Here is a 26219-nt window from a genome sequence, read left to right as displayed (position 1 = left end):
GCCGCATGGCTTCACCGCCCTGACTGTCAAAGGCCGCATCTGCGGCCTTTGTCTTTTGTGGCGTGCCGTTCAGGCGAGCGGGCGCAACGGCAAAGGAACTGCTGCTGCTGCCGCTACTGCTTGCAACTGCTTGCTACTGCAGCTGCAGCAGCAACTCGCGCAGGCGCTGGCCGGCCGCTGCGCTTTGCTGCGGATTGAGCGCCAGGGCCAGGCCGATGGAGGGCAGGTTCTCGGTATCTGCCAGTGCGCGGAACACCACCCCCGGCGTGCTGCCCTTGGCCACCACGGCTGGCACCAGCGCCACGCCCAGGCCCGCACCCACCAGGCTGACCAGGGTCTGCGCCTGCACGGCATGCTGCTTGACCTGTGGCATGAAGCCCGCGTTCTGGCAGGCCAGCACCACCAGCGCATGCAGGCCTGGCACCTCGCTGGGGCGGTAGTTGATGAAGGGCTGGTCCGCCAGATCCCGCAGCCGCAAGGCGGGCCGCTGCAGCAGCGGGTTGCCTTCGGGCAGCACGGCTACCAGCTCGTCCTTTTCCACGGGCGTGATGGACAGGTCGGTGGCCTGCGTCACCGGGTAGCGCAGCAGGCCGGCATCGAAATCGCCGCTGGCCACCTGCGCGCAGATCTCGCGCGTGGTCGATTCGGTCAGCACCAGGTCGATCAGCGGATATTCGCTGCGAAAGGCCTGCACCAGCCGCGGTATCAGCGAGAACGTGGCCGAGCCTATGAAGCCTATGTGCAGCCGCCCGCGCTCGCCGCCGGCCGTGGCGCGCGAGACCTCCTGCATCTGGCGCGCATGGTGCAGGGCCAGCTCGGCACTTTCCAGGGCCGCCTGGCCTGCCTCGGTCAGCGCCGTGCCCCGGCGGTCGCGCTGGAACAGCTGCACGCCCAGGCTGTCTTCCAGCCTGCGGATGGATTGGGACAGCGGCGGCTGCGACATGTGCAGCTGCTCGGCCGCTTGCCGGTAGTTGAGCGTGCGGGCCAGGGTGACGAAGTGACGCAGTTGGCGCAGGTCCATTGATATCTCCCGTGTATCAGAGATGCTGAATTAAGTCTTAGACGCAGCTTTGAAGATATCAAATACTGGCTCCCTGAAGCAACATGGAGACCACAGTGCAGGCTGCGTTGACAGGGATTCGGGTGCTGGATCTGTCCAGCGTGGTGTTCGGGCCGCTGGCCAGCCAGGTGCTGGCCGACTACGGCGCCGAAGTCATCAAGATCGAGCCGCCGGCCGGCGACTCCACGCGCCATACCGGCCCGGCCGTGGAGCCCGGCATGGCAGCCATGTTCATGGGCACCAACCGCAGCAAGAAGAGCGTGGTGCTGGACCTCAAGCAGGAAGAGTCGCGCCAGGCCCTGCATGCGCTGCTGGCCACGGCCGATGTGTTCATGCACAGCATGCGTCCGCAAAAGCTGGCCCCGCTGGGCCTGGACCCCGCAACGCTGCGCGCGCGCTATCCGCGCCTGGTCTATGCAGGCCTGCATGGCTTTGGCGAAGACGGCCCCTATGCAGGCATGCCCGCCTATGACGATGTCATCCAGGGCATGAGCGGCCTGGCCGACCTGATGGAGCGCCAGACGGGCGAGGCGCGCTACCTGCCCACCATTGCGGCCGACAAGACCTGCGCCCTGGTGGCCGCGCATGCCGTGCTGGCTGCGCTGTTCCAGCGCGAGCGCAGCGGCCATGGCTGCTTTGTGGAAGTGCCCATGTACGAGACCATGGTGGGCTTCAACCTGGTCGAGCATTTCTACGGCATGCACTTCAGCCCGGCGCTCAGCGGCGCAGGCTACCCGCGCGTGATGGCGCCCTGGCGCAAGCCCTACCGAACGCTGGACGGCCACGTCTGCATGATGCCGTACACCGATGCGCACTGGCAGCGCTTCTTCGCCGCCGTGGGCCAGCCGCAGCTGGCCCTGGACGCGCGCTTTGCCAGCCAGGCCAGCCGCACGGCCCACATTGCCGAGCTGCTGGAGACCGCTGGCGAGCATGTGGCGCTGCATGGCACCCAGTACTGGCTGGACACCTGCCAGCGCCTGGAGATTCCTGCCGCCCCGGTAGCGCGCATGGACGATCTGCCCGCCGATCCGCACCTGCAGGCCACGGAGTTCTTCGTACCGCTGCACGACCCCGCCATGGGCACGGTGCACCTGCCGCGTTCATCCGTGCGCATGGATGGCCGGCAGGCCCCCATGGGCATGCCACCGCGCCTGGGCGAGCACACGGCGGCGCTGCTGGCCCAGGCGGGCTGGAGCGTCGAGCGCATCGCCGGCCTGCAGATCACGCAACAGGAGACATGAGATGACAGTGAACACCCCGCAGCCCCACCCCGGCGGCGCCTGGAACGCCGTGCCCCGCATGGGCCAGGGCTTTTTCTGGCAGGACCTGCAGGTTGGCCAGCAGCTGCGCACCTTCCGCCGCACCGTGACCGAGTCCGACCTGGTCGCCTTCATCAACGCCACGGGCATGCTGGAGGCCATCTTCATCGAGGAGGGCTACGACGGCGGCGCCATTGCCGGCCGCCCCGTGCCGGGCGCCATGACCTATGCGTTGATCGAAGGCTTCATCCTGCAAAGCATGATCCAGGGCACGGGCCTGGCCATGCTGGAGCTGCACCAGAAGATCCTCGGCCCCGTGCTGGTGGGCGACACCATCGAGGCGCTGGTCGAAGTCACCGCCATCAGGCCCACCTCCAAGGGCAACCGCGCCGTCGTCACCTCGCGCATCGAGGTCTTCAACCAGGGCCACCAGAAGGTCATGGAATACACGGCCGTGCGCCTGCTGGCCGGGCGCAGCTAGGCGGCCACAAGCATTCCCATAACGACATCAGGAGACAAAAGCATGGACAAGCAGATCGACAAGGCGGCCCGCAAAAGAGGGCGCCGCATGGCGCTGGTCACCCTGGCGGCCCCTATTGCGGCGGCAGCGGCGGTGGCAGTGGGGGCGGCACTGCCCGGTGCCGCGCTGGCGCAGCAGCCCTGGCCCAGCAAGCCCATCACGATGGTCGTGCCCTTCCCGCCGGGCGGGCCCACCGACCTGGTGGCGCGTGTGCTGGCCCAGCAGGTCGGCCAGCAACTGGGCCAGACCGTGATCGTGGACAACCGGCCCGGAGCCAATGGCAACATCGGCAATGCCCTGGTGGCCAAGGCCGCGCCCGATGGCTATACCGTGCTCTACAACACCTCGTCCATTGCGCTGAGCCCGTCGCTTTACAAGAAGATGAGCTACAACGTGGGCAAGGACCTGATGCCTGTGGCGCTGACGGCCGTGGTGCCGCTGGGCCTGGTGGTCAACCCCAAGCTGCCGGTGAAGAACGTGCAGGAGTTCGTGCGCCATGCCAGGGACAAGACCGGCCAGCTGTCCTATGGCTCGGCCGGCAACGGCAACGTCACCCACCTGGCGGCCTTCCAGGTCGTGCAGCACTACCAGATCGAGGCCAGCCACGTGCCCTACAAGGGCAGCGCGCCGGCCGATGTGGATCTGGTGGCCGGGCAGATCGACTTCATGACCGACACCATCAATTCCGTCGCACCCTTCATCAAGGAGGGGCGGCTCAAGCTGCTGGCCGTCAGTTCCTCCAAACGCCTGCCCAACTTCCCCGATGCACCCACGCTGGCCGAAAGCGGCATGTCCGGCTTCGAGGCCGGTGCCTGGCAGGGCGTGATGGTGCCGGCCAAAACGCCGGCCGCCATCATCCAGCGGCTCAACCAGGAGCTGATGCGCGCGCTCAAGGACCCGGGCGTGGTCGAGAAGCTGCAGCTGCAGGGCGCCGAAGGCCTGGGCTCCACGCCCGAGGAATACGGCGCCTACATCCGCAGCGAGATCAAGCGCTGGGCCGGCGTGGTCAAGAGCACGGGCGTCTCTCTGGACTGAGTGCGGGGCGTTGCGGCACCTGTCGCGCAGTTGCGCATATTGGCACCTGTTTGTCAGGGGTGGGCGCGGTTTTTCAGCTATGGTTGCGGCTCATTGCCCCGGGCTGCCGGGGCAGGGCATGCATAGCAACAAGGAGCAAGATATGACGGGAGCTGCCGGCGAAGTCCTCAGCGAAGTGCGGGGCCGCATGGGCATGATCACCTTGAACCGGGCCAAGGCGCTGAATGCGCTGTCGCTGGGCATGGTGCGCGATCTGCTGGCCACCCTGCTGGCCTGGCAAAAGGATGAGCAGGTGCTGGCCGTGGCCATCCGAGGCATGGGCAAGGAAGGGGTCTTCGGCGCCTTCTGCGCGGGCGGGGACATCCGCTTCCTGCATGGCGCGGGCAGCACGGGCAATCCGCAGCTGGAGGACTTCTTCACCGAGGAGTACGCGCTCAACCACCTGATCCACACCTTTGGCAAGCCCTACATCGCCTTCATGGACGGCATCGTCATGGGCGGCGGCATGGGCATCAGCCAGGGCGGCACGCTGCGCATCGTCACCGAACGCACCAAGATGGCCATGCCCGAGACGGCCATCGGCCTGTTCCCCGATGTGGGTGGCGGCTACTTTCTCTCGCGCTGCCCGGGTCACGCGGGTGAGTGGCTGGCGCTGACGGGCGATGTGATCGGCGCGGCCGATGCGCTGGACTTCGGCCTGGCCGATGGCTACCTGCCCTCGGACCAGCAGCCTGCGCTGTGGGACGCGCTGGCCGACGGCAGCTTTGCCGATGCAGCGGCCGTCGAGGCCCTGGTGAAGTCGAAGTTCACGGCCCCTGCCAAGCCAGCGGCCCAGCCCCGCGCCGAGATCGACCGCGTGTTTGCCCTGCCTACGGTGGCTGCCGTAGTCGAGGCGCTTGAAGCCACCGATGGCGAGTGGGCCCAGCACACGGCTGCCACGCTGCGCAAGCGCTCGCCGCTGATGCTGCACGTGGTGCTGGAGCAGATCCGCCGTGCCCGCGGCATGACGCTGGCCCAGGACCTGCGCATGGAGCGCGACATGGTGCGCCACTGCTTCTACCTGCGCCCGGGCCAGAGCGAGACCATCGAAGGCATACGCGCACTGGCCGTGGACAAGGACCACCAACCGCGCTGGAACCCCGCGCGCATCGAAGACGTGCAGGACGCGCAGTGGCGTGCCTTCTTCGACAGCCCCTGGCCCGCGCACTCGCACCCGCTGGCGGCGCTGGACTGATCGCGGCGCAGAGCGTTCAGCGTTCAGGCTTCCAAAAGGCCATCCGGCGCCATGCCGGGTGGCCTTTTTTTCATTCAACGATCCGCAGGCTCCATGCGGCAGGAATGGCCTGCCAGCAGCCGTACCGCGTCGTCAATGCGCGGGCCCGGATCCCATTCGGGCACGGGCGGCGTCAGGCCCAGGGCCATCTGCCGCAGCGGTTCGGCAATGACCATGGACAGCAGCAGGTCGCAGACGACTTCGGGCTGTTCGGCCCGCAGCAACCCCTTGCTGCACTGGCGCCGCAACCAGTCCACCAGCATGCCGCGGCCGCGCTCTATGCCGTTGCGCTGGTAGACCTCCAGCAGCTCCGGCTTGGCGGGGAAATCGGTGGTGAGCAGGCGGAACATGCCCACCGCCTCGGCCGACAGCACGCGCGCGGCAATCACGCGCAGGATCTCGGCCAGCGCTGGCGCCACCTCTGAGGCCGACTGCGCATCGGCCGACAGGGCAGGGCGGAAACCGTCGGTCCAGCCGCGCACCACCAAGGCCACCAGATCCTCGCGGTTGGCGGCAAAGCGGTAGAGCGTCTTCTTGGCCAGCCCTGCGCGCCTGGCCACGGCTTCCATAGTGGTGGCGGCATAGCCTTCGTTGAGCAAGAGCCAGGTGGCGGCGGCCAGGGCGGCGTCGTTGGCCTCGTGCTCGGGCCGGGCCGGCCGCCCGCGCGGCCTGGGGGCCGCAGGAGTGATTTCGGATTCCATTGGATTTCTTGTCGTTCCGTTCGGTGTTGTGCAGGGGCGGGCCTGGTTGTGCAGCATTTTGTTACCCGGCAGGGATTATCCGATTGTTTGGAAACGTTTAGCGTTTCTTTAATATAAGATGGCTTTTCCTCATCAACCCAGGAACGGAAAACACCCATGAACCCCCATGCCTTCGAGCCCGACATTTCCCGCATCGACGAGCTGCTGCACATCACGCCGCTGCGGCTGGAGACGGGAATCCAGCGCCTGCCCAGCGGCTGCCTGGTGGTGGCCTGCCGCACCGACCTGCATGGCTGCAGCGGCCGCATGCTGGACTGGTGGTTCAAGTTCTTCGAGACCACGCAGCACATCAAGTGGTGGCATCCGCACGACCACATCGCGCATCGCGGCTGGGATGCGCAATGGAAGAAGGGCGAGAGCTACATCGGCGCGTCCATCGAGGCCGTGGAGTCCCTGGCCGACATTCCGCCCGTGGCGGCCAGGCTCAAGTTCCACGACCCGCGCGAGCTGTTCGACCCTGCGCAGCTGGAGCTGGCCTTTGCCGAAGAACGCGCATCGGCCGCCGTGTATGCGCGTATCGGCTTCGGCGAGCATGTGCAGCTGGACGCCGGCGGGGACCCCATGGACGGGCAGATGGTGCACCTGGCGCGTGACACGCCTTTTGGCTGCGTGCTGCGCAGCCGCTTTTTGCTGGGCCAGTCCTGCGCCGACCCAGCGGCCGAGCTGCCCGACGCGCTGGGCCTGGGCCTGCTGCGCCATTGCTACACGGAGTTCACCTACCTGTCGCGCTTCCTGCCCTCGCTGTACTACGGCGAGCATGGCAACGGCGAGGCGGCGCCGCTGCCCTGGTAGCCGTGCCCCAAGGCTTCAAAGCTGCTGGTGCACGGCCGTGGCCAGCTGCAGCAGCCGGTTGCGCGGCAGGGCGCCGCTGAGCGCATAGCCAAAGCCCTGGTCCACCCAGTAGAAGCTGGGCACGGGGCCGTCGCTGCTGAAGCGAAAGGCGGTCTCGCCGCGCGTGGCCGGGTCCTCCAGCGCACCCAGGTACAGGGTGATGCGCTCGCCCGCCGCGTCCTGGTACATGAACTGGGCGCGTGCGCCGCTGTCGCCGGGCAGCAATCGGCCGCCCACCAGCTCATAGCCCAGGTCCGTGAGTGCCGGCAGCTTCAGCGGCCGGCCCAGGCGCTTGGACAGCCACTGCAGCAGATGGGCCTGCTGCGCGGCCTCCACCTCGACCGGGTGGCGTTGCTCGGGCTGGTAGACCGCGTGGGCGACGGCCGCCTGGTGGGCGAAGCGGGCCGGGGTGGCGGCAGCCAGCGTGGCCGCCGTGGATGGCGCGGTGGCGGGCACCGCCTGCTGCCCATGCACCAGCCAGCCCAGGCCGAAGGCCAGCATCCAGCCCGCGGCCATGCCACCCCAGCGCCACCACTGCTGCTGGCGCTGGTGCAGGCCCTGCAATTGTTCGGCGGCGGCGCGCATTTCGTCGGGCATGCCGGGTTCATCCCGGGCGGCATGCAGGGCGCGCAGCAACTGGCGCTGGCGTTGCCATTGCTCCACGCGCGCGGCACTGTCTTCGTCCAGCTGGTCGCGCAGCGCCTGCGCCTGCTGCGCGGGCAGGCGGCCATCGACCAGGGCGTGCAACTGCTCGTCGGAAATGGGCGGGGGCAAGGGCAAGGAAGATGAAAGAGGGGTGGGGGCGGATGCAGTCATGGCGGCCTCGTCATTTGAGCCGGCGCAGCGCGGGGGCTGCGGCTTGGGGTGTTGCGGCCTTGGCAGTCGGTGCTGACTGTGCAGGCGCTGCAGAGGAGGCCGAGGTGGCCGATGGGGCCTCCATCAATTCGCGCAGCCGGGACCGTGCGCGCGACAGGCGCGACATCACGGTGCCCAGGGGCAGCTGCAGCACGCGCGCCGTGTCGGCGTAGCTCATGTCCTCCACGCTGACCAGCAGCAGCACGGCCCGCTGCTCGGCGGGCAGGCGCTGCAGGCAGCGCTCCAGGTCCAGGGCCGCATCGCTGCTGTCCTCGGGTGCGGCCAGGGTCTCGGACAGGCTGTCTATGTCCAGCCACTGCCCGCGCGCGGCAGAGCGCCGCTGGTTCAGGTAGAGGTTGTGCATCAGCGTGAACAGCCAGGCGCGCAGATCGCCGTCGGGGCGCCACAGCAGCCATTTGCGGCAGGCACGCTCCAGCGTGTCCTGCACCAGGTCGTCGGCGGCCCAGGCATCGCCTGCCAGCAGCCGCGCATAGCGGCGCAGGCCGGGCAGGTGCTCCAGGATCTGGCTGCGGTCCATGGGCAGGTCCGAAGGCGGATGCGGCTGGAATCAGGGGCGTGCGGTATGCCAGACGCCCATGACGCCGTCGCCCGTGGTGTCACCGGCCTTGCCGTCCTTCACCCAGTAGTACAGCGGCTTGCCCTTGTAGGCGATCTGGCTGCTGCCATCGTCGCGCTGGATCACGCTGTAGTTGCCGCCGGACGGCGCCTGCTTGCCCATCAGCGGCGGCCAGTTGGTCGCGCAGGGGCCGTTGCAGACGGACTTGCCGCTGCCGGCCGTGTCCTTGTCGAAGGTGTAGAGCGTCATGCCGTTGGCGCCGACCAGCATGCCGTTTTGCACGCTGACCGCGCTGGGCGGGGTCTGGCCAGAGGCGTTGGCCGCAGGCGCGGAATAGCAGCCTGCCAGGGTCAATGTCAGGGCTGCCGTGAAGGCACAGGTACCAAGTTTCATGCCGAGCTTCTTCATCGCTGTCTCCGGTGCTTGCCGGCGCGCGAAATTGCGGCCGGACACTGCAATGAACACTGGGCCGTGCCGGTTTATTCCGCAGCAGTGCAAAAAAAGCTGCGGATGCCCGTCAACGGTTGAAGCTCTTCATGGCGCGCTCGACCTCGCGCTTGCCTTCGCGGTCCTTGATCACGTCGCGCTTGTCGTGCTCGGCCTTGCCCTTGGCAAGGGCGATGTCGCACTTGACGAAGCCGTTCTTCCAGTGAAGGTTGATGGGCACCAGCGTGAAGCCCTTTTGCTCGACCTTGCCGATCAGGCGCAGGATGTCGTCCTTCTTGAGCAGCAGCTTCTTGATGCGCGCCGCGTCGGGATTGACGTGGGTGGAGGCGGTCTTGAGCGGGTTGATCTGGCAGCCGAGCAGGAACAGCTCGCCGTCCTTGACGATGACGTAGCCGTCGGTCAGCTGCACCTTGCCGCTGCGCAGTGCCTTCACTTCCCAGCCGTGCAGCACGATGCCGGCCTCGAAGCGTTCCTCGAAGAAGTAGTTGAACGCGGCTTTTTTGTTGTCGGCGATGCGCGACTGTGTTTCAGGTTTCTTGGCCATGGAGTAATAGATGCGGCGAAAACCTGGAGATGAAAGCTCTCCATACAATACTGGATTGCCGTCTCGCCTCCGTGCGGGATTTTAGTTTCGCCTTGCCGTCATTGTGACAGCCGTATGCGCCATGACCGCGCAGCCGGTGTTTTGCATGCCGTGCAGCCCGCCCCATTCATGAAAAAAGTCAACAAGTCCGTCCTGATCTGGTACAGCCCCCAAGAAATGTTTGCCCTGGTGACGGACGTGGCCCACTATGCCGACTTCCTCCCCTGGTGCGACCAGGCCAGGGTGCTGGAGCAGGACGAGCAGGGCATGACGGCCGAGGTGGGAATTGCATTCGGCGGCATGCGCAAGTCCTTCGTCACTCGCAACACGCACAGTGCGCTCGACGATGGCGGGCGCCAGGTCAGCATCCGCCTGATCAAGGGGCCGTTCTCGCGGCTGGAGGGCAACTGGATGTTCCGCCCCGTGGGCGACGGCTCGCAGCGCGCCTGCCGCGTGGAGCTGCAGCTGGACTATGGCTTTGACAACATGGCGCTGGCCGCCGTGGTCGGCCCGGTGTTCGACCGCATCGCGGGCTCCATGGTCGATGCCTTCGTCAAGCGCGCCGAGCAGGTCTATGGCTGAACCCCGGCCGTTTCTGTGCATCACGCTGGCATGCAGCCCGCGTGCCGGTGAAGTTGTTGAGCTGACCCTGCAATTGCCGGCCGGCGCCTCGATTGCCGACGCAGTCGAGGCCGCTGGTGGCTGGCAGGCGCTGGGCTTTGCACAGGAGGGGCCCGCTGGCCTTTGGGGCCGCAGCGCACCATTGACGCAAGGCTTGCGCGACGGCGATCGCGTGGAGCTGTACCGGCCCTTGACCGTGGACCCCAAGGTGGCGCGCCGCGAGCGTTTCGCACGCCAGGGCGCTCGGGCCACGGGGCTGTTCCAGCGCCAGAGGCCTGGAGCCAAGGCCGGCTACTGAGCCGGCCCGCACGGGCCGGGTTGGGACCGAGCCGGATTCGGCACTCAGCGCACTGCGCCGCAATCGGAGGCGATGATGGCGTCGGCGCGCTTGAGTTCCGCATCGCGCGTGGCGTCGTCCATGAAGCCGCGCTCGCCCTGCTCATTCGTGTAGCCCAGCAGGCGGCCCGAAGACAGCGCGGTCTTGGACTGCTTGGCGCGTGCGCAGTTGTCCTGGCGCTGCTTGGCAAGCCGTTCCTTTTCTGCCTTGGCCTTGGCGGCCTCCTGGGCTTCGGCCTTGCGCTTTTGCTCTTCCAGGGCCTTGTCGGTGCCTGCGGGCTTGGTGTCCTTGGCGGCGGCGGCAGGCGCCGCCTGTGCCGTTGCATCTGCAGCGGGCTGCGTGGCCGCATCTGTAGCCGCCGGTGCAGTGGATGGCGCCGCCGCTGCTGGAGCGGGCGCGCTGCCGCCAGGCTGGCGCAGGATGTTCTTGGCCGGAATGTCAGGGGGGGGCGCGCGGTCGCTGAAGACCTTGCGGCCTGTGGCGTCGACCCATTGCCACTGGGCGGCTGCGGACAGCGAACAGGCGGCAAGCGCGGCTAGCAAAACAAGCTTGGTGGCATGCATGGTGATTGGGGTGATCGGGCCGGTTGCAGGTAGCAATAGCAGGAAATGATGGCGGGCAGCGATAGCGGGGAACAATGGCCTACAGCATACATTGTGATCCGGCGCACGGGTACAATCCTTCTTTTGGAGCTCTCACATGCGCCTTCTCGGTAAAGCCCTGACCTTCGACGACGTCCTCCTGGTCCCCGCTTTCTCCCAGGTCCTGCCCAAGGACACCTCGCTCAAGACGCGCTTTTCGCGCAACATCTCCCTGAACATCCCCCTTGTGTCCGCCGCCATGGACACCGTGACCGAAGCGCGTCTGGCCATTGCCATCGCGCAAGAGGGCGGTATCGGCGTCATCCACAAGAACATGACGGCAGAGCAACAGGCTGCCGAAGTGTCCAAGGTCAAGCGCCACGAATCCGGCGTGGTGCACGACCCCGTGGTCATCACCCCCGAGCACACCGTGCTGCAGGTGCTGCAGCTGTCCGAGAACCTCGGCATCTCCGGCTTTCCCGTGTGCGACGGCGGCAAGGTGGTCGGCATCGTCACCAGCCGCGACCTGCGCTTCGAGACCCGCTACGACGTCAAGGTCAGCCAGATCATGACGCCGTGCGAGCGCCTGATCACCGTCAACGAGAAGGACGGCACCACGCCCGTGGAAGCCAAGGCCCTGCTCAACAAGCACAAGCTCGAGCGCATCCTGGTCGTGAACGACGCCTTTGAACTCAAGGGCCTGATCACCGTCAAGGACATCACCAAGCAGACCACCTTCCCCAACGCAGCGCGTGACAGCGCAGGCCGCCTGCGCGTGGCCGCCGCCGTGGGCGTGGGCGAGGGCACCGAGCAGCGCGTGGAGCTGCTGGTCAAGGCCGGCGTCGATGCACTGGTGGTGGACACGGCCCACGGCCACAGCAAGGGCGTGATCGACCGCGTGCGCTGGGTCAAGCAGAACTACCCGCAGGTCGATGTCATCGGCGGCAACATTGCCACTGGCGCCGCTGCGCTGGCACTGGCCGAGGCAGGCGCCGACGCCGTCAAGGTCGGCATCGGCCCCGGCTCTATCTGCACCACGCGCATCGTCGCCGGTGTGGGCGTGCCCCAGATCATGGCCATCGACAGCGTGGCCCAGGCCCTGCAAGGCACGGGCGTGCCGCTGATCGCCGACGGCGGCATCCGCTTCTCGGGCGATATCGCCAAGGCCCTGGCCGCTGGCGCCTCGACCATCATGATGGGCGGCATGTTCGCCGGCACCGAAGAGGCTCCGGGCGAAGTCATCCTGTACCAGGGCCGTTCGTACAAGAGCTATCGCGGCATGGGCTCCATCGGCGCCATGCAGCAGGGCTCGGCCGACCGCTACTTCCAGGAATCGAGCACCGGCAATCCCAACGCCGACAAGCTCGTGCCCGAAGGCATTGAAGGCCGCGTGCCCTACAAGGGCTCCATGGTCTCCATCGTCTACCAGATGGCCGGCGGCGTGCGCGCTGCCATGGGCTACTGCGGCTGCGCCACCATCGAAGAGATGAACAACACGGCCGAGTTCGTGGAGATCACCGCCGCAGGCATCCGTGAATCGCACGTGCATGACGTGCAGATCACCAAGGAAGCGCCGAACTACCGCGCCGACTGATCCAGGTCCAGCGCCTTGGCGCGAGATGGAAAAGAGGTCCGGGCAGCCGCTGCCCGGACCTCTTTTTTTCGTGCGCTCACGAAGCTCAGATGGCGACGTTCAGATGGCGAAGTTGTCCAGCACCGCGCCCGAGCTGGCGCTCGATGCGTTGAACGCGAACTTGGCCTGCACGCCCCGCGTGTAGCGTGGCGCGGGGGCCTTCCATGCCGCACGGCGCTGGGCGAGCACGTCTTCGGGCACGTTCAGCTGCAGCTGCAATGCGTGCGCGTCGATGGTGATCGAGTCGCCCTCGTGCACCAGCGCGATGGTGCCGCCCACGGCCGCTTCCGGCGCCACGTGGCCGACCACCATGCCCCAGGTGCCGCCGGAGAAGCGGCCATCGGTGATCAGGCCCACGCTCTCGCCCAGGCCGGCGCCGATCAGGGCGCCCGTGGGGGCCAGCATTTCCGGCATGCCGGGGCCGCCCTTGGGGCCCAGGTAGCGCAGCACCATCACGTCGCCGGCCTGTATCCTGCCGTCGAGGATGGCCGCCAGTGCCGATTGCTCATCGTCGAACACGCGTGCCGGGCCGGTGATGACCGGGTTTTTCAGGCCCGTGATCTTGGCCACCGCACCTTCCGGACTCAGGTTGCCCTTGAGGATGGCCAGGTGGCCCTGCGGGTAGAGCGCATCCGAGAGGGGGCGGATGACCTGCGGGTTGGGCGGTTCGTCAGGCACGCCGGCCAGTGTCTGGGCGATGGTCTGGCCCGAGATGGTGATGCAGTCGCCGTGCAGCAGGCCCGCATTCAGCAGGATCTTCATCACCTGCGGGATGCCGCCCGCCTGGTGCAGGTCCACCGCCAGGTATCTGCCGCTGGGCTTGAGATCGCACAGCACCGGCACCCGCTGGCGGATGCGCTCGAAGTCGTCGATGGACCAGGGCACGCCGGCCGCATGGGCGATCGCGAGAAAGTGCAGCACGGCATTGGTGGAGCCTCCGGTCGCCATGATCACCGAGACCGCGTTCTCGATGGACTTGCGCGTCACGATATCGCGCGGCTTGAGGTCCATCTTGATGGCCTCGATCAGCACCCTGGCGGATTCCTTGGCCGAGTTCTCCTTTTCATCATGGGGATTGGCCATGGTGGAGGAGTAGGGCAGGCTCATGCCCAGCGCCTCGAACGCGCTGGACATGGTGTTGGCGGTGTACATGCCGCCGCACGAGCCCGTGCCGGGAATGGCGTGCTGCTCGATGTCCTTGAGCTCCTGGTCGCTGATCTTGCCTGCGGCGTTTTCGCCAACGGCCTCGAACACGCTGACGATGTTCAGGTCCCGGCCTTTCCACCTGCCGGGCAGGATGGTGCCGCCGTAGACATAGATGGCCGGCACATTGGCGCGCAGCATGCCCATCATGCCGCCCGGCATGTTCTTGTCGCAGCCGCCGACCACCAGCACGCCATCCATCCACTGGCCGCCCACGCAGGTCTCTATGCAGTCGGCGATCACCTCGCGGCTGACCAGCGAGTACTTCATGCCTTCCGTGCCCATGGACATGCCGTCCGAGATGGTCGGCGTGCCGAACACCTGCGCGTTGCCACCGGCTTCCTCGATGCCTGCTATGGCCGCGTCCGCCAGCCTTTGCAGGCCGGAGTTGCACGGCGTGATCGTGCTGTGGCCGTTGGCCACGCCGACCATGGGCTTCTTGAAATCCTCTTCCTTGTAGCCCATGCCGTAGAACATGGAGCGGTTGGCTGCGCGCGCCTTGCCTTCGGTGATGTGGGCGCTTCGGCGGTTGATCTGGTTCGGCGGGGTCATGGCATGTCTCTCGTTGTGGGGGTTGGATGAGTATGGGCCGACTGATTCATCTGATCCAATCCTATTCATCGGCATGATTGATATGCTGCACATATGAATGAGCCCCCCATTGATCTGCGCGTCTGGCGGCAATTCCTGGCCGTGGCGGACGAGCTGCACTTCGGCCGCGCCGCATCGCGCCTGCACATGACGCAGCCGCCGCTCACCCAGGCCATCGCCCAGCTGGAGCGCAGCCTGGACGTGGCGCTGTTCGAGCGCTCGAGCCGCCACGTCGCGCTGACGCCGGCCGGCGAGGCGCTTGTGCCGCAGGTGCGTGAGCTTCTGGCGCGGGCGGCAGCGCTGCCCGGGATTGCGCGGGCTGCGGCAGCGGGAGAAGTGGGGCGCGTGCGGCTGGCCTTTGTCTCCACCATCGGCTTCACCCGGCTGCCGCTGTGGGTGCGGGACTTCGTTGCAGGCACGCCCGGTGTGGCGCTGGAGCTGGTCGAGGCCACCAGCGATGTGCAGATGGAGGCATTCGAGCGTGGGCAGATCGATGCCGGGCTGATGCTGCATGCCCCCGGGCATGCGCCGGCCGGCCTGGAGCGCCTGGCCGTGGGACGGGAAGCCATGGTGCTGGCCCTGCCGCAGCAGCATGCGCTTGCCGGTGCGGACAGGCTGATGCTCGACGAAGTGCTGGAGCAGCCGCTGGTGATCTTTCCGCGCCGCATCATGCCCTCGCTCCATGACGCGGTGACGGATCTGTACCGACGGCACGGACATGTGCCGCGCATCGCGCAGCAGGCGATACAGATGCAGACCATCGTGAACCTGGTCTGGGGCGGTATCGGCCTGGCCTGGGTGCCCGCCAGCGTGATGCAGTTCTGCAGGCCCGGCGTGGTCTACCGCGAGGCGGTTTTCGCCAGCGCCCGTGCAGGCAGCAAACCCGTTGCCCTGCCGGTCTGCGAGACCAGCCTGGCCTGGCCGGCCGGAGCCATGTCGCCCGCGCTGGCGCGGTTTGTCGGCTTCGTGCGCGAACAGCGCTGAGTGGCGTTCACCGACAGCCCTCCCCGAGGCAAGGCCCGCGAATATCCGCATGGTTCTGGTCTGAATTTTTGGAAATTCTGGTCAGAATGATAGAATTCGGGCCAGGCCGGACACCAGGCCTGCTTTTGTTTTCAGCCCCGCCATGCAATCTGTCGGTATCTACGAAGCCAAGACCCGTTTCTCCGCCCTGATCGAACTTGTCGAGCAGGGCGAGGAAGTGCGCATCACCCGCCACGGCAAGGAAGTGGTGCGCATGCTGCCGGTGCGCCGCCGCCCCGTGATCACCGACGAGCAGATCGCCCGCGAGCTGGAGCAGATGCAGGCGCTGCAGGCCACGGTGCGGCCGGCCCAGCCGGCACAGTCGGCACAGGCGCCGGACTCCACCACCCGACTGCGCCACGCAGGCCGGAGCCAGGCATGACCTCTTTCGTGCTCGATGCCTCCGTCACCGCCGCCTGGCTGCTGCCCGATGCCGCCAGCGTGCACACCCAGCGCCTGTATACCCGCATCCGCCGCCACGAAGTGGACCCGCAGGCGCCCAACCTCTGGCAGTGGGAGTGCGGCAACCTGATCGCCTCGGGCGTGCACGGCGGCCGCATTCCGCACAGCTCGGTCGAAGGCCTGTGGGGCGTGCTCGAGGCCATCCGCCACCGCGTGGAACTGCACGAGTTGGCGCCCGCCCAGCACAAGGCCGTGCTCGACGTGGCGCTGGACACCCGCCTGCCGGTCTATGACGCGGCCTACCTGTGGCTGGCGCAGTCGCTGCGCCTGCCGCTGGCCACCTTTGACGCGGCCCAGGCCGCCGCCGCGCGCAAGCGCGGGCTGGCGCTGCTGGCCCCTGAAGATTTCTGATCCCCTCCCATCACCTTTGCCTGAGATGACCATGCAACACGACAAGATCCTCATTCTTGACTTCGGCTCCCAAGTCACCCAGCTGATCGCCCGCCGCGTGCGCGAAGCCCATGTCTACTGCGAAGTCCACCCCTGCGACGTGAGCAGCGACTGGGTGCGCGAATTCGCCGCCGACGGCCGCCTCAAGGGCGTGATCCTGTCGGGCAGCCACGCCAGCGTCTACGAAGTGGACGACCGCGCCCCCGACGCCGTGTTCGAGCTGGGCATTCCCGTGCTGGGCATCTGCTACGGCATGCAGACCATGGCCACCCAGCTGGGCGGCAAGGTCGAAGGCTCCCACACCCGCGAATTCGGCTACGCCGAAGTGCGCGCCCATGGCCACACCGAACTGCTCAAGGGCATCGAGGACTTCGCCACGGCCGAAGGCCACGGCATGCTCAAGGTCTGGATGAGCCACGGCGACAAGGTCACCGAGCTGCCCCCGGGCTTCAAGGTCATGGCCTCCACGCCGTCCTGCCCCATCGCCGGCATGGCCGACGAGGCGCGCCGCTTCTACGCCGTCCAGTTCCACCCCGAAGTCACGCATACCGTGCAGGGCGCGGCCCTGCTCAACCGCTTCGTGCGCGAGATCTGCGCGGCGAATGCCGACTGGATCATGGGCGACTACATCGAGGAAGCCGTTGCCAAAATCCGCGAGCAGGTGGGTGACGAGGAAGTCATCCTCGGCCTGTCGGGCGGCGTGGATTCGTCCGTTGCCGCAGCCCTGATCCACCGCGCCATCGGCGACCAGCTGACCTGCGTCTTCGTGGACCACGGCCTGCTGCGCCTGAACGAAGGCGACATGGTCATGGAAATGTTCGAAGGCAAGCTGCACGCCAAGGTCATCCGCGTGGACGCCAGCGACCTGTTCCTGGGCAAGCTGGCCGGCGTCAGCGAGCCCGAGGCCAAGCGCAAGATCATCGGCGGCCTGTTCGTGGACGTCTTCAAGGCCGAAGCCGCCAAGCTGAAAGCTGGCGACGGTGGCCACAAGGGCGCCACCTTCCTGGCCCAGGGCACCATCTACCCCGACGTCATTGAGTCGGGCGGTGCCAAGAGCAAGAAGGCCGTCACCATCAAGAGCCACCACAACGTCGGCGGCCTGCCCGAGCAGCTCGGCCTGAAGCTGCTCGAGCCCCTGCGCGACCTGTTCAAGGACGAAGTGCGCGAACTCGGCGTGGCCCTGGGCCTGCCGCGTGAAATGGTCTACCGCCACCCCTTCCCCGGCCCGGGCCTGGGCGTTCGCATCCTGGGTGAAGTCAAGAAGGAATACGCCGACCTGCTGCGCCGCGCCGACGCCATCTTCATCGAAGAACTGCGCAACTGGACCGACGATGCCACCGGCAAGAACTGGTACGACCTCACCAGCCAGGCCTTCACCGTCTTCCTGCCCGTCAAGAGCGTGGGCGTCATGGGCGACGGCCGCACCTACGACTACGTCGTGGCCCTGCGCGCCGTGCAGACCAGCGACTTCATGACCGCCGACTGGGCCGAGCTGCCCTACGGCCTGCTCAAGAAGGTGTCTGGCCGGATCATCAACGAAGTGCGCGGCATCAACCGGGTGACCTACGACGTTTCGACGAAGCCGCCGGCGACGATCGAGTGGGAGTGAAATCAGGTCCTTCGGGGACTATCGCCAAGTATCGAGAGGACTTCGTAAGTTATTGATTTGAAAGAATTTTGACTTCGAAGGCTATCGATGGCTATCGCCAGCCAGCGCAAGCGGTTGGCGGTGGTCGTGACGTTAGATCCTTGGGACTCGATTGAGACCCTGCTGTTGATGATCCATACCTAATCGGTCTTTGACGGTAAAACTCCACCCGATATGCCGTATTCATGCGGCTTTCGGGGCATCAGCGGGCCTCCGGACCCTTGACGGTAAAAGCCGTCACGATTTCAGGAGAAAACCCGATGCTTACGGATGTGCGGTCCCAGGAAGTCATGGTGCATTCTTCAGCCTGGGACAGGAGAAAGCACTATGGCAATCCGCCTGCATGGCAGCGCCCGCACGACGCCGCGTATCCGCGCAGAACTCCAGCTAGCGACCGGCTCCCATCGGTCCTTGGCCAAGCTCTACGGCACCAACCCCAAGACCGTGGCCAAGTGGTGTGCGCGCACCTCGGTGCTCGATGAGCCCATGGGTCCTCGGGACAGAGCAAGCCAGCATCTTTCCCAAGAGCAAGAACCCCTGGCAATTGCGTTACGCAAGCAAGGGCATCTGTCGCTGGACGATCTCATGGGGCAACTCCTGGAGACAGCGCCCAAGCTCAGCCGCAGCGCCTTGCATCGATGCCTGCAGCGTCACGGAATCAGCCGACAACCCGCAACGCACCTGCCACGAAGGCACGGAAAGTTTGAAGAAACGACGCTCGGCTTCGTGCACATCGACAGCGCCGAAATGAAGATCTCCAGCGGCAAACAGCACATGTTTGTTGCCATAGACCGCGTCACAAAATTCACGCATGTCGCGTTCTTTGACAGGGCCACGAAAGCCAATGCAGCACAGTTCCTTCGGCAGGTGCTTGTGGCCTTCCCGTACCGCATACATACCGTTCTGACGGACAACGGCATGACCTTTACGGGACAAGAACGCTTCAGAGGCGGCGTCACCGACACATGCATCGGTCACATCTTCGAGTGCATCTGCAAGTTCAATGGCGTCGAGAAAAGGCATACCAAGCCGTACCACCCCTGGACGAACGGCATGGTCGAGCGCATGAACCAGACCATCAAGGAATCCACGATCAAGGCCTACGAGTACGAGCGGCTGGAGCAGCTACGGGAACATGTCCAGGCCTTCGTTCAAAGCTACAACTTCGGCAAGCACTTGAAGGCGCTCAGGTGGAAGACACCATTGCGGGCGATTTGCGAGGCATGGGAAAAAGATCCAAGCCGCTTTAGACTTCATCCGCACCATCTCACTGTGGGGCTGAACATCTTAACCTCGCGCTCCAGTTCCTTCATTCGCTGCGCTTCGCTGGTCGTGACGTCTTCGCGCACACCTGCATCGACCTCAGCGGATTTGACCCATTCGTTCAATGTCTGCGGCACACAACCAATCTTGGAGGCAATGGATTCAATGGCGACCCACAGCGATGGGTACTCGCCTCGGTGCTCTAGCACGATGCGTATGGCACGCTTGCGCACCTCAGGTGAAAACTTGTTTGACTTCGTCATGGCTCAATCCTCTCAGAGTGTTGGGCCTCCTCGAGAACCGGGGCGATTCAGGCAGCTGCGAGCTATGGGTAGAGCCGCATGCATGTGGCATAGAGCCAGATCATTCTGCCGGGAGCATGCCCTCTCTGACCCTGGGCAACTTACCTGGCTTCAATTCGGGCGGGCGTGCCGGCTAGATTAGGGCGTGCTGACTCAGGGGCAGAGTCTCGGCCGGCGCGGTGCTGACAGATCCAAAGAACTGTCAGGATGACAATCGCGTGGTGATCATAGGGCGGACAGTTTGCTGGACAGCGTGATTCAGGTCAATGCAGAGATGACCTCGTGCCCCATCTAACCGACCGTGACGCACGGCCTGGACTGCCAATGCAGGTGATGGTGAACCGGGATCTTGTCCTCATGCCTTGCCAGCACTTGTTCTTCAACACAGGAAAACCCCAAAGAGCGTCTAAACAAAAATTCGTCTTTCGTTGCCCAAGAACGAGCTTGTCAAGCTTACATTGGTGCGTGCCGCGAAGCTGAAAGCGTATGCACATGCCTATGGTGATGGGCGCTACTGTCGATGCGCGGGTTCTGATACCGCATATGCTGGATGCCTTCATGCTTGGCGATCGTCGTTTTCGAAAAGCAAGGCAGGTAGCCGAAAGACTGACTTGAATGTAGGAGGTGATGGGTGACTGTAGAGAGTGACAGCCCTCAGGGCAAAGCCTTGCGCCCCAGGGCCCGAATCATGCGTACGCTCGGTGAGGAGCTGATAAGCAGTGAAGTCGTTGCAGTAATTGAGCTTGTCAAGAACTCCTACGATGCCGAGGCGGGATACGTAAGTATCCGCTTTGACGGCAAGTTGGAAGTAGGGGAAGGGTCCGTGTCGATCGAAGATGACGGACACGGAATGAGCTTGACGGTTGTAGAGGGCTCATGGATGGAACCCGCAACCAATAATAAGAAGGTTCAGCGCTCAAGCCATATCCTGAAACGCCGATTTCTTGGTGAAAAAGGAGTCGGGCGATTTGCGGCGGCTAGATTGGCAACCGACCTGGAACTGACGACTCGTGCCCTCGAAAGTGACAAAGAGGTATATGCATATTTCGATTGGTCTCAATTTGACAATGAGGATGCGTATCTCGATCAAATTTTGATTCTTGCTGAAGAGCGAGTTCCGCAAGAATTCGTTCGGGGAAGGACGCGTCCTTTCGATGCTCCCGGGCCTCACGGCGATCTTCGCCGGGATGGAAGCCACGGCACGCTCTTGAAAATGAATGGGCTGAAACGTGCGTGGGGTGATAAAGAGGTCTACTCTCTAAAAAAGAGTTTAAGTCGACTGATTTCTCCGTTCGATGGAGAAAAGGGCTTTAAAATATTTATTCAGCTGCCCGGCGACTATGCTGAGCAACCACGTGAGCTTGAGCCTCCAGAGGTCCTTAAATATCCTCATTACACCTTGTCTGGGAGAGTCGATAAGCATGGCGATTTCGAGTTTCGAGCAGAATTACATGCTTCTTCGATCGTAGAGGCATTCACAGGGAAGCTGGTTAATTCGGATGTTAAAGACAGAGGTGTTGTTGAATTTGTTGACGGAAAAGGTGGACGCCCTCTCGTTTGTGGTCCATTTTCTTTTAATATTTTAGTCTGGGATCGGGATCAGCTCGATAACATTGATCAAAAACTTGGTACTGGTATTCATGATATACGGCGTGACCTTGATTCCATAGCCGGAGTAAGCATATTTCGCGATGGATTCAGAGTGCTGCCATACGGGGAGGCTGAGAATGACTGGTTGAAGCTCGATATTCGTCGCGTGCAAAATCCAACCATGCGTCTCTCGAATAATCAGATTACTGGTTATGTGAAAATTGGCGCCGATGAAAATCCGCTACTCAAGGATCAAAGTAATAGAGAGGGGCTCGATAACAACTCCGCCTATTCGGAACTGCAGGAGATTATAAGACTGGCATTATCCAAACTCGAAAGTCTTCGTTTTAGAGATAAAAAGAGTGCCGGTGCAGATGATGCATCTCGAAAATCCGATGGTGCATTACTTGCAGTCCCTGATACCGCCAAACTGCGCCAGCTAATCTCCACAGGGGCGGATAGCGCTGAAACTTTACATCTGTTCGATGAAACAACTAAAGCATGGGAAAATCAGGTCGGTCGAATTCGTGAAGTGTTGTCGCGATATCACTCACTCGCTACGCTCGGTCAGCTCGTAGATAAAGTTGTTCATGACGGGCGTCAGCCGCTATCTACGATCCAGACGCAGTCATCATTGCTGATCGAGAGCCTTTCAAAGGCACTAAAGAAGCTGGATGGCTCTAGTGAATGCGGCAAGTATCTTGAGGGAATTCATGCTCGTCTTTTGCGTGTCAAGGACGCCGCGGGATTGATTGATCTAGTGCTCAAAAGAATTGAGCCTCTTGGCGGGAGAAAGAAGGGGCGTCCGACAAAAGTATATATAAATGAGATAATAAAAAACGCTTTTTCGCATTTTCAAGCTGATATTGAGAGTCTTGGTATCAATGTGACATTGCCTGCTGCTGATGATCTGATTCAGGTTGATGCGCATGAGTTGCAAGAAGTTCTTATTAATCTTATTGCCAATAGTGTTTACTGGCTTTCGAATGTTCCAAAAGGCCAGAGAGCAATTTTGGTGCAATGCACAAGACCTGCTCCTAGGGAGCTCGACATAATTTTTGCCGACAGTGGACCCGGGGTATCCAAGGGAAACAAGTCTGCAATTTTTGAGCCCTACTTCAGCACAAAACCGGATGGTGTCGGGCTGGGCCTTGTAATAGCTGGAGAGATGATAAGAGATTACTACAATGGAAGTCTTGAATTGCTTAATTCAGGGCCGTTGCCGGGTGCCGTCTTTCGAATTAAACTTCGCAAAAGGGTGTAGGGGTATTTATGCCAAGAGTTCTGTGTTTTGATGATAAGCCTGAAATTCTCGAAAATATAAAGGAGATAATTTCTTCATGGGATGATAGCCTGCACGGAACGTTCGAGGTCTTCGGTGAAAGCGATTTCAATTCAGTTGTTGAACGCCTCAAAGTCGAGCGTTTTGATCTGGTGACTTTGGATCTCCATGGAGGTAACGACCCGGATCCATTGAAGGACGATGGTGAGCAAGGTGCGCAGGAGGGGCTTCGGGTTTTGAACGAATTGCGGAGCGTTCGGTTTATTCCCGTTGTTTTCTATACCGGGTATGCCGAAAAGATCAAGTCGCTTGAGTCCGGTGTGGTAAAGATCGTGAAGAAGGGTGAAAATGATCTTGATGGCGTAAGAAATGCAATCGATGCGTTGTACTCGACGGGTGTGTCTCGGCTTTTAAGCAAGATCGAAGAAGAAAATACTCGATATTTGTGGGACACTATTGATAAATCTTGGGGTGATATACAAATAGATGGTGGCGTCGAAGATTTGGCGTATTTGGTGGCGCGTCGGCTCGGGGCCAGACTAAGTCGTGAGTTTATCAAGGAATTTCTTCAGCACGATCCCGAGAAAGTTTCCCCTATTGAGGTTTATATTTATCCGCCGCACGATGAATCAATAAAGACCGGTTGTGTAGTTCGTAAAGATGGCGGATTTTGGTTGGTGACCACCCCCGCTTGTGATTTTGTCCAGGGTAAGGCTGAATCAATACTTTTGGTTGCGGCAAAGCCACTTTCCAGCTTCAGTCAATACCAAGAGTGGGTAGTTAATAAGCGGGATAGTGCTGAACAAAAAAATCCTGCGTACAACAAGCTATATTCTTTGATTGGAAATAAGGCAGGGGATCGCTACAGATTTCTACCTGGTACATTCTTTGTTGAAAATTTGGTGGTCGACTTTCAAGAATTGAGGCAAATTCCCTTCGCTGATTTAAAGCACTCAGAGGTCGTTTGTAGGGTCGACAGCCCTTTCAGGGAAGAGCTTCTCAATCAATTCTCCAGGTATTATGGGCGAATGGGAGTCCCGGACTTGCACATCCCATCACTAATTAATTCTTTTAAATAGTGACTTTTGGTTGTTGAGGTGCAGCTATATGGGCGGACGAGGCCGCCAGCGTGCTGCTAGTTCGCCTTTCTTGGCTCAAGATTTTTCGTCAATTTTTTGGAGCTAGGTGGCGATGGTTGGAATGTCTCCGGGGTCTCACTGCATGAATATTAGCTTGAGAAAGTCGCGTGATATATTGATCCTCTCCAGGGGCGATGCTGTCACGAAGAGAAATCTTTTTGATCTTATTCAGTACTCGAAAGTGGAAGGCTCTCAATTTTGGGATGGAGTTGAGAATAGGATTGGAAACACACCTCAGCAAGGGATAAATTGGATTGGTCTGAATCCGAGCTGCATTGCCGTTTTGATAAAAACCAGGGTTGGTTCGTACGATGAAGACGGGTGGGTCGAAGGTAGTGAAGATCTCTATCGATACTCTTTCAAGTCTGTGAAAGGTCGTATTTCATACGCAGAGAAAGCCAATGCGGTTTTGATTAATCAGCTGAAGATTGGCTACCCGATTCTTTTGTTCATTGAATCTCGAGATCGATGGATTTATCAAGGAAGTTTCGGAGTTACGGAACTCCATGATGGCTTTGTAGTACTCAGCAGGGGGGCTGTGTCTACTGCGCTGTCTGAAGAACAGCTGCTGGAAGAAATCGATGTCTCGTACATCGAGGGCGACAGGAGGTACGTTACTCATCTCATGGCAGAGAGAAACAAGAAAGTGGTTTCTATCGTAAAGTCAAAGCAGGGCGCTGCATGCGATATCTGTGAGCTTCATTTTTTTGAGCGGTACGGGGTTGAGTGCATTGAGGCTCATCATAAGAAGCCTATATCGACCTATTGTTCGTCATATATTGTTGCCCCTTCGGACTTTGCGTTACTTTGCCCTAGTTGTCATAGGGCGGTGCACAAGTACATGAGGGTGTATGGTGGAAATTATCTCGACATAAAAAAATCTATAGTCGAAAATTTTGGAAAAATGCGTGATATAGATGTGCATTGGGAGAGTGGTGGCGACTTAACACAGCCTGTTTTATGAGATTGGATCCCAAGGTGTCCTTGATCGAAAGATATAACACTGCAATCTATTTTCTGACGATTGATCCTTCTTTGCTGTAGCCATCTAAAGAGTCTGGACTAGTCAGCGAAAGAATTAGTCATGATATTCACTGCCGTTTCTGCCCGATGAGTGCACAACCAGCCGTCGATCTCCTTTCGAAGATGCTGATCGACCAGCAAACACGCGCGGCCAGCTACTTCGCGGGCTACGAGCGATTGGCCATCACGGAGGTGTTCCGGACGTTGGACATGTGCGCCTTTGCTTTCCGGATGGCCCCTAACAGGGAGTACCTCCTTCAGCGAGACCAAGCACGCCACTGGATGTTGGCAGGCGCCGCTCCGGCGTTGAAGCCACTGCTCAAGGGGGTCGCCGAGATCGAGGGGCCTATGTCCTGGGGACCATCCTCCACAAGGTGGACCAGGGTCGTGGAGGACCATCTGCTGCGATGCGGACAGCTGACTTGGCTACACCGCCTGGCCAGTCTGGAGAGATACGGGCTCAGTCACACGACTACCGGAGCCTCGAAGATGCGCATCGAAGTCGTACCCGACGAACTTGAGGCTGCCGACCGCGAAGCATTGGAGTGGCTGAGCTTCCAAAAGCTTGATGCTGCTGGCGTTCGAGGGGAGCTTGACTTGGCAAAGGGCCAGTTGAAGCGACTCCGAAGGCGACTTGACAAGAAGTCGGGTGCAGATATGGGCGGCTGGTTCATTCGGTATTCGGGTGACGATGAACTGTTTGAGCGTAGCCTCCGGCGGGTACGCGATCTCGAGCCTATCTGGCATGAGACCGAGGCTCTCCCCGATGGTGCGATGATCGGCGGGAAGACCTTTCGAGAGTGGAAGGATGCCTGCTGCGTTGCCGCAGCAGCAGTTTTGCACCACATTGAATTTTCCACTCGCCTCAAGACGACTCATCCGGGCATCGACCTACGAGACCTGTTGACTATGTTCATCAGGCGCGATGACCTTGAGCGCGTATGGCAGGAGCGTGGGCTTGAGCCCGAATGGATCAGAGCGGTTTCTCAGGCCATGACGCTTGACTGCCAGTCCATAGAGGAGGTGCTGCTGCACCATGACACGCCGTTCCCCTTCTACGTGGACATGGGGCGCGAATTCATCCTTGCTCCATCGCTGTCCGCGTTGCTTAACCCATTCGTTGGAGTCGTGAGGCATCTGAGGTCATGCTACCGCGGTGACTGGGATCGCGCGGTAGATACCCGGGAGGCGGTATTTCGCTCAGATCTTGCGGCAATCTTCAAAGAGCCGCGCTATGCCGTGCTGCCTTCGGGTGTCCTCCTCCGTCGCCCTGATGGCACCCCGCTGACCGATGTCGATGCTGTGGTGCAGGACCAAGTAAGCGGCACCGTGGCACTCGTACAGCTGAAGTGGCACGACATCTTCGGCAACTCGCTCCGGGAACGGGAGAGTCGAAAGCGGAACCTTCTCGCCGCGAACCAATGGGTCGAACGCGTCGCGGGCTGGGTAGGAGAGCGCTCGTCGGGCGAAATCGCGATGGCGGTCGGCATGCCCGTGGCCGAATGCCTGCAGGCTGAGAAGCCGGTCATTCTGGTCGTAGCCCGCTACGCGGCACGTTTTTCGGGCGCTGGTGCATGTGACTCCCGGGGAGCTTGGCTGTCCTGGCCCGAACTGGTCCGAGCCGCCACTTCAGATGCTCGAGAAATTGACATCTTGCGGTACGTCGCAAACGCCTTTGGGGGTGTAGACCGCAGCTCTTGGCCAAGCAATGACGACCTGGAAGCTGCTTCCTGGCGGCTGCGGTTCCCGGGGCTGGATGTCGAGGTGGTCCGGCGCACCACAGCGTAGTGCATGGGTGTCAAGCCGGATTGCGTTCTGCAGCCGTCTGTTCAATCGTGCCAGCACTGGCCTGGGGCCGGGATGGCGCCGTAGATGGGAAAGCTTGGTCGTTTCCAGGCGGCCTGCTGTGCGCTACGATGTACCCTGATGA

General features: G+C 62.1%; 24 protein-coding genes and 3 pseudogenes. 18 read left to right on the top strand and 9 right to left on the bottom strand.

Features of this window, described 5'->3' with window-relative positions:
- Nucleotides 1-133: 133 nt before the first annotated feature.
- Nucleotides 134-1021, bottom strand: a complete 888-nt coding sequence (locus KDK82_RS13555) for a LysR family transcriptional regulator (protein ID WP_034392165.1) — start codon at nt 1019-1021, stop codon at nt 134-136.
- Between the two features lie 83 nt (nt 1022-1104).
- Between KDK82_RS13555 and KDK82_RS13550 the strand changes: the two genes are divergently transcribed.
- The 4 genes from KDK82_RS13550 to KDK82_RS13535 all read left to right on the top strand — a co-directional run bounded on the left by KDK82_RS13550 (nt 1105) and on the right by KDK82_RS13535 (nt 5108).
- Nucleotides 1105-2301, top strand: a complete 1197-nt coding sequence (locus tag KDK82_RS13550; RefSeq protein ID WP_088165190.1) for a CaiB/BaiF CoA-transferase family protein — start codon at nt 1105-1107, stop codon at nt 2299-2301.
- A gap of 1 nt (nt 2302) precedes the next feature.
- Nucleotides 2303-2800, top strand: coding sequence for a MaoC family dehydratase (locus KDK82_RS13545; protein ID WP_088165189.1), 498 nt, complete (start codon nt 2303-2305; stop codon nt 2798-2800).
- Between the two features lie 42 nt (nt 2801-2842).
- Nucleotides 2843-3874, top strand: a complete 1032-nt coding sequence (locus KDK82_RS13540) for a tripartite tricarboxylate transporter substrate binding protein (RefSeq protein WP_088165188.1) — start codon at nt 2843-2845, stop codon at nt 3872-3874.
- A gap of 142 nt (nt 3875-4016) precedes the next feature.
- A complete protein-coding gene (locus KDK82_RS13535; RefSeq protein ID WP_088165533.1) occupies nt 4017-5108 on the top strand; it encodes an enoyl-CoA hydratase/isomerase family protein in 1092 nt (363 codons plus the stop codon).
- 74 nt (nt 5109-5182) lie between these two features.
- Here KDK82_RS13535 and KDK82_RS13530 read toward each other — a convergent pair whose 3' ends face one another.
- Nucleotides 5183-5848 (bottom strand): TetR/AcrR family transcriptional regulator, encoded by a 666-nt coding sequence (locus KDK82_RS13530; RefSeq protein ID WP_088165187.1) that lies wholly within the window; start codon nt 5846-5848, stop codon nt 5183-5185.
- A 156-nt stretch (nt 5849-6004) separates the two neighbouring features.
- Here KDK82_RS13530 and KDK82_RS13525 point away from each other — a divergent pair, with 156 nt between their 5' ends.
- Nucleotides 6005-6700: a hydrolase gene (locus tag KDK82_RS13525; protein ID WP_088165186.1), complete on the top strand. Its 696-nt coding sequence runs from the start codon at nt 6005-6007 to the stop codon at nt 6698-6700.
- A 15-nt stretch (nt 6701-6715) separates the two neighbouring features.
- Here the strand turns inward: KDK82_RS13525 and KDK82_RS13520 are convergent, their stop codons facing one another.
- The 4 genes from KDK82_RS13520 to smpB form a co-directional block, all read right to left on the bottom strand.
- Nucleotides 6716-7555: an anti-sigma factor gene (locus KDK82_RS13520; protein ID WP_088165185.1), complete on the bottom strand. Its 840-nt coding sequence runs from the start codon at nt 7553-7555 to the stop codon at nt 6716-6718.
- A gap of 10 nt (nt 7556-7565) precedes the next feature.
- Nucleotides 7566-8132: an RNA polymerase sigma factor gene (locus KDK82_RS13515; RefSeq protein ID WP_088165184.1), complete on the bottom strand. Its 567-nt coding sequence runs from the start codon at nt 8130-8132 to the stop codon at nt 7566-7568.
- 30 nt (nt 8133-8162) lie between these two features.
- Complete coding sequence (locus KDK82_RS13510; RefSeq protein ID WP_012204847.1) at nt 8163-8579, bottom strand: hypothetical protein; 417 nt, start codon at nt 8577-8579, stop codon at nt 8163-8165.
- A gap of 109 nt (nt 8580-8688) precedes the next feature.
- The gene (smpB, locus tag KDK82_RS13505; RefSeq protein ID WP_013803027.1) at nt 8689-9162 is read right to left on the bottom strand and encodes an SsrA-binding protein SmpB; all 474 of its coding nucleotides are present in this window, start codon (nt 9160-9162) and stop codon (nt 8689-8691) included.
- Nucleotides 9163-9330: 168 nt separating this feature from the next.
- Between smpB and KDK82_RS13500 the strand changes: the two genes are divergently transcribed.
- Together KDK82_RS13500 and KDK82_RS13495 are read left to right on the top strand one after the other, a co-directional pair.
- On the top strand, nt 9331-9783 hold the full coding sequence (locus tag KDK82_RS13500) for a type II toxin-antitoxin system RatA family toxin (RefSeq protein WP_088165532.1): 453 nt from the start codon (nt 9331-9333) through the stop codon (nt 9781-9783).
- Nucleotides 9776-10120: an RnfH family protein gene (locus KDK82_RS13495; protein WP_012204850.1), complete on the top strand. Its 345-nt coding sequence runs from the start codon at nt 9776-9778 to the stop codon at nt 10118-10120. The genes KDK82_RS13500 and KDK82_RS13495 overlap by 8 nt, the downstream gene beginning before the upstream one ends.
- A gap of 44 nt (nt 10121-10164) precedes the next feature.
- Here KDK82_RS13495 and KDK82_RS13490 read toward each other — a convergent pair whose 3' ends face one another.
- A complete protein-coding gene (locus KDK82_RS13490; protein ID WP_088165183.1) occupies nt 10165-10722 on the bottom strand; it encodes a DUF4124 domain-containing protein in 558 nt (185 codons plus the stop codon).
- A 136-nt stretch (nt 10723-10858) separates the two neighbouring features.
- Here KDK82_RS13490 and guaB point away from each other — a divergent pair, with 136 nt between their 5' ends.
- Nucleotides 10859-12334 (top strand): IMP dehydrogenase, encoded by a 1476-nt coding sequence (guaB, locus tag KDK82_RS13485; protein ID WP_088165182.1) that lies wholly within the window; start codon nt 10859-10861, stop codon nt 12332-12334.
- Between the two features lie 99 nt (nt 12335-12433).
- Here guaB and ilvD read toward each other — a convergent pair whose 3' ends face one another.
- The gene (ilvD, locus tag KDK82_RS13480; RefSeq protein ID WP_071955098.1) at nt 12434-14128 is read right to left on the bottom strand and encodes a dihydroxy-acid dehydratase; all 1695 of its coding nucleotides are present in this window, start codon (nt 14126-14128) and stop codon (nt 12434-12436) included.
- 93 nt (nt 14129-14221) lie between these two features.
- On the opposite strand from ilvD, the gene KDK82_RS13475 reads away from it, so the two are divergent.
- The 5 genes and pseudogenes from KDK82_RS13475 to KDK82_RS13455 all read left to right on the top strand — a co-directional run.
- Entirely contained in the window at nt 14222-15151 is a 930-nt protein-coding gene (locus KDK82_RS13475; RefSeq protein ID WP_034364366.1) for a LysR family transcriptional regulator, read from the top strand.
- Nucleotides 15152-15293: 142 nt separating this feature from the next.
- Nucleotides 15294-15572 (top strand): type II toxin-antitoxin system Phd/YefM family antitoxin, encoded by a 279-nt coding sequence (locus KDK82_RS13470; protein ID WP_012204855.1) that lies wholly within the window; start codon nt 15294-15296, stop codon nt 15570-15572.
- Nucleotides 15569-16003 carry a type II toxin-antitoxin system VapC family toxin gene (locus KDK82_RS13465; protein ID WP_012204856.1) on the top strand — a complete coding sequence of 145 codons (435 nt, stop codon included), beginning with the start codon at nt 15569-15571 and terminating at the stop codon, nt 16001-16003. Before KDK82_RS13470 ends, KDK82_RS13465 begins: the two co-directional genes overlap by 4 nt.
- Nucleotides 16004-16034: 31 nt before the next feature.
- Nucleotides 16035-17651, top strand: coding sequence for a glutamine-hydrolyzing GMP synthase (gene guaA, locus KDK82_RS13460; protein ID WP_043820812.1), 1617 nt, complete (start codon nt 16035-16037; stop codon nt 17649-17651).
- A gap of 366 nt (nt 17652-18017) precedes the next feature.
- Nucleotides 18018-18959, top strand: a pseudogene (locus tag KDK82_RS13455) (IS481 family transposase); the annotation flags it as partial.
- A gap of 17 nt (nt 18960-18976) precedes the next feature.
- Here the strand turns inward: KDK82_RS13455 and KDK82_RS13450 are convergent.
- A pseudogene (locus tag KDK82_RS13450) lies at nt 18977-19216 on the bottom strand (transposase); the annotation flags it as partial.
- Between the two features lie 467 nt (nt 19217-19683).
- Between KDK82_RS13450 and KDK82_RS32080 the strand changes: the two are divergent.
- The 5 genes and pseudogenes from KDK82_RS32080 to KDK82_RS13435 all read left to right on the top strand — a co-directional run bounded on the left by KDK82_RS32080 (nt 19684) and on the right by KDK82_RS13435 (nt 26077).
- A pseudogene (locus tag KDK82_RS32080) lies at nt 19684-19870 on the top strand (DUF2274 domain-containing protein).
- A 16-nt stretch (nt 19871-19886) separates the two neighbouring features.
- Complete coding sequence (locus tag KDK82_RS13445; protein WP_143343467.1) at nt 19887-22109, top strand: ATP-binding protein; 2223 nt, start codon at nt 19887-19889, stop codon at nt 22107-22109.
- Between the two features lie 8 nt (nt 22110-22117).
- Entirely contained in the window at nt 22118-23206 is a 1089-nt protein-coding gene (locus KDK82_RS32075; RefSeq protein ID WP_143343466.1) for a response regulator, read from the top strand.
- A 154-nt stretch (nt 23207-23360) separates the two neighbouring features.
- Nucleotides 23361-24230, top strand: coding sequence for an HNH endonuclease (locus KDK82_RS13440; protein WP_256974479.1), 870 nt, complete (start codon nt 23361-23363; stop codon nt 24228-24230).
- 548 nt (nt 24231-24778) lie between these two features.
- Nucleotides 24779-26077, top strand: coding sequence for a hypothetical protein (locus KDK82_RS13435; RefSeq protein WP_143343465.1), 1299 nt, complete (start codon nt 24779-24781; stop codon nt 26075-26077).
- The last annotated feature ends 142 nt before the right edge of the window (nt 26078-26219 follow it).

The organism is Delftia sp. K82 (assembly GCF_002193035.1).
Classification (GTDB): Bacteria; Pseudomonadota; Gammaproteobacteria; order Burkholderiales; family Burkholderiaceae_C; genus Comamonas; species Comamonas acidovorans.
This window is presented reverse-complemented; position numbering and strand designations above follow the sequence as displayed.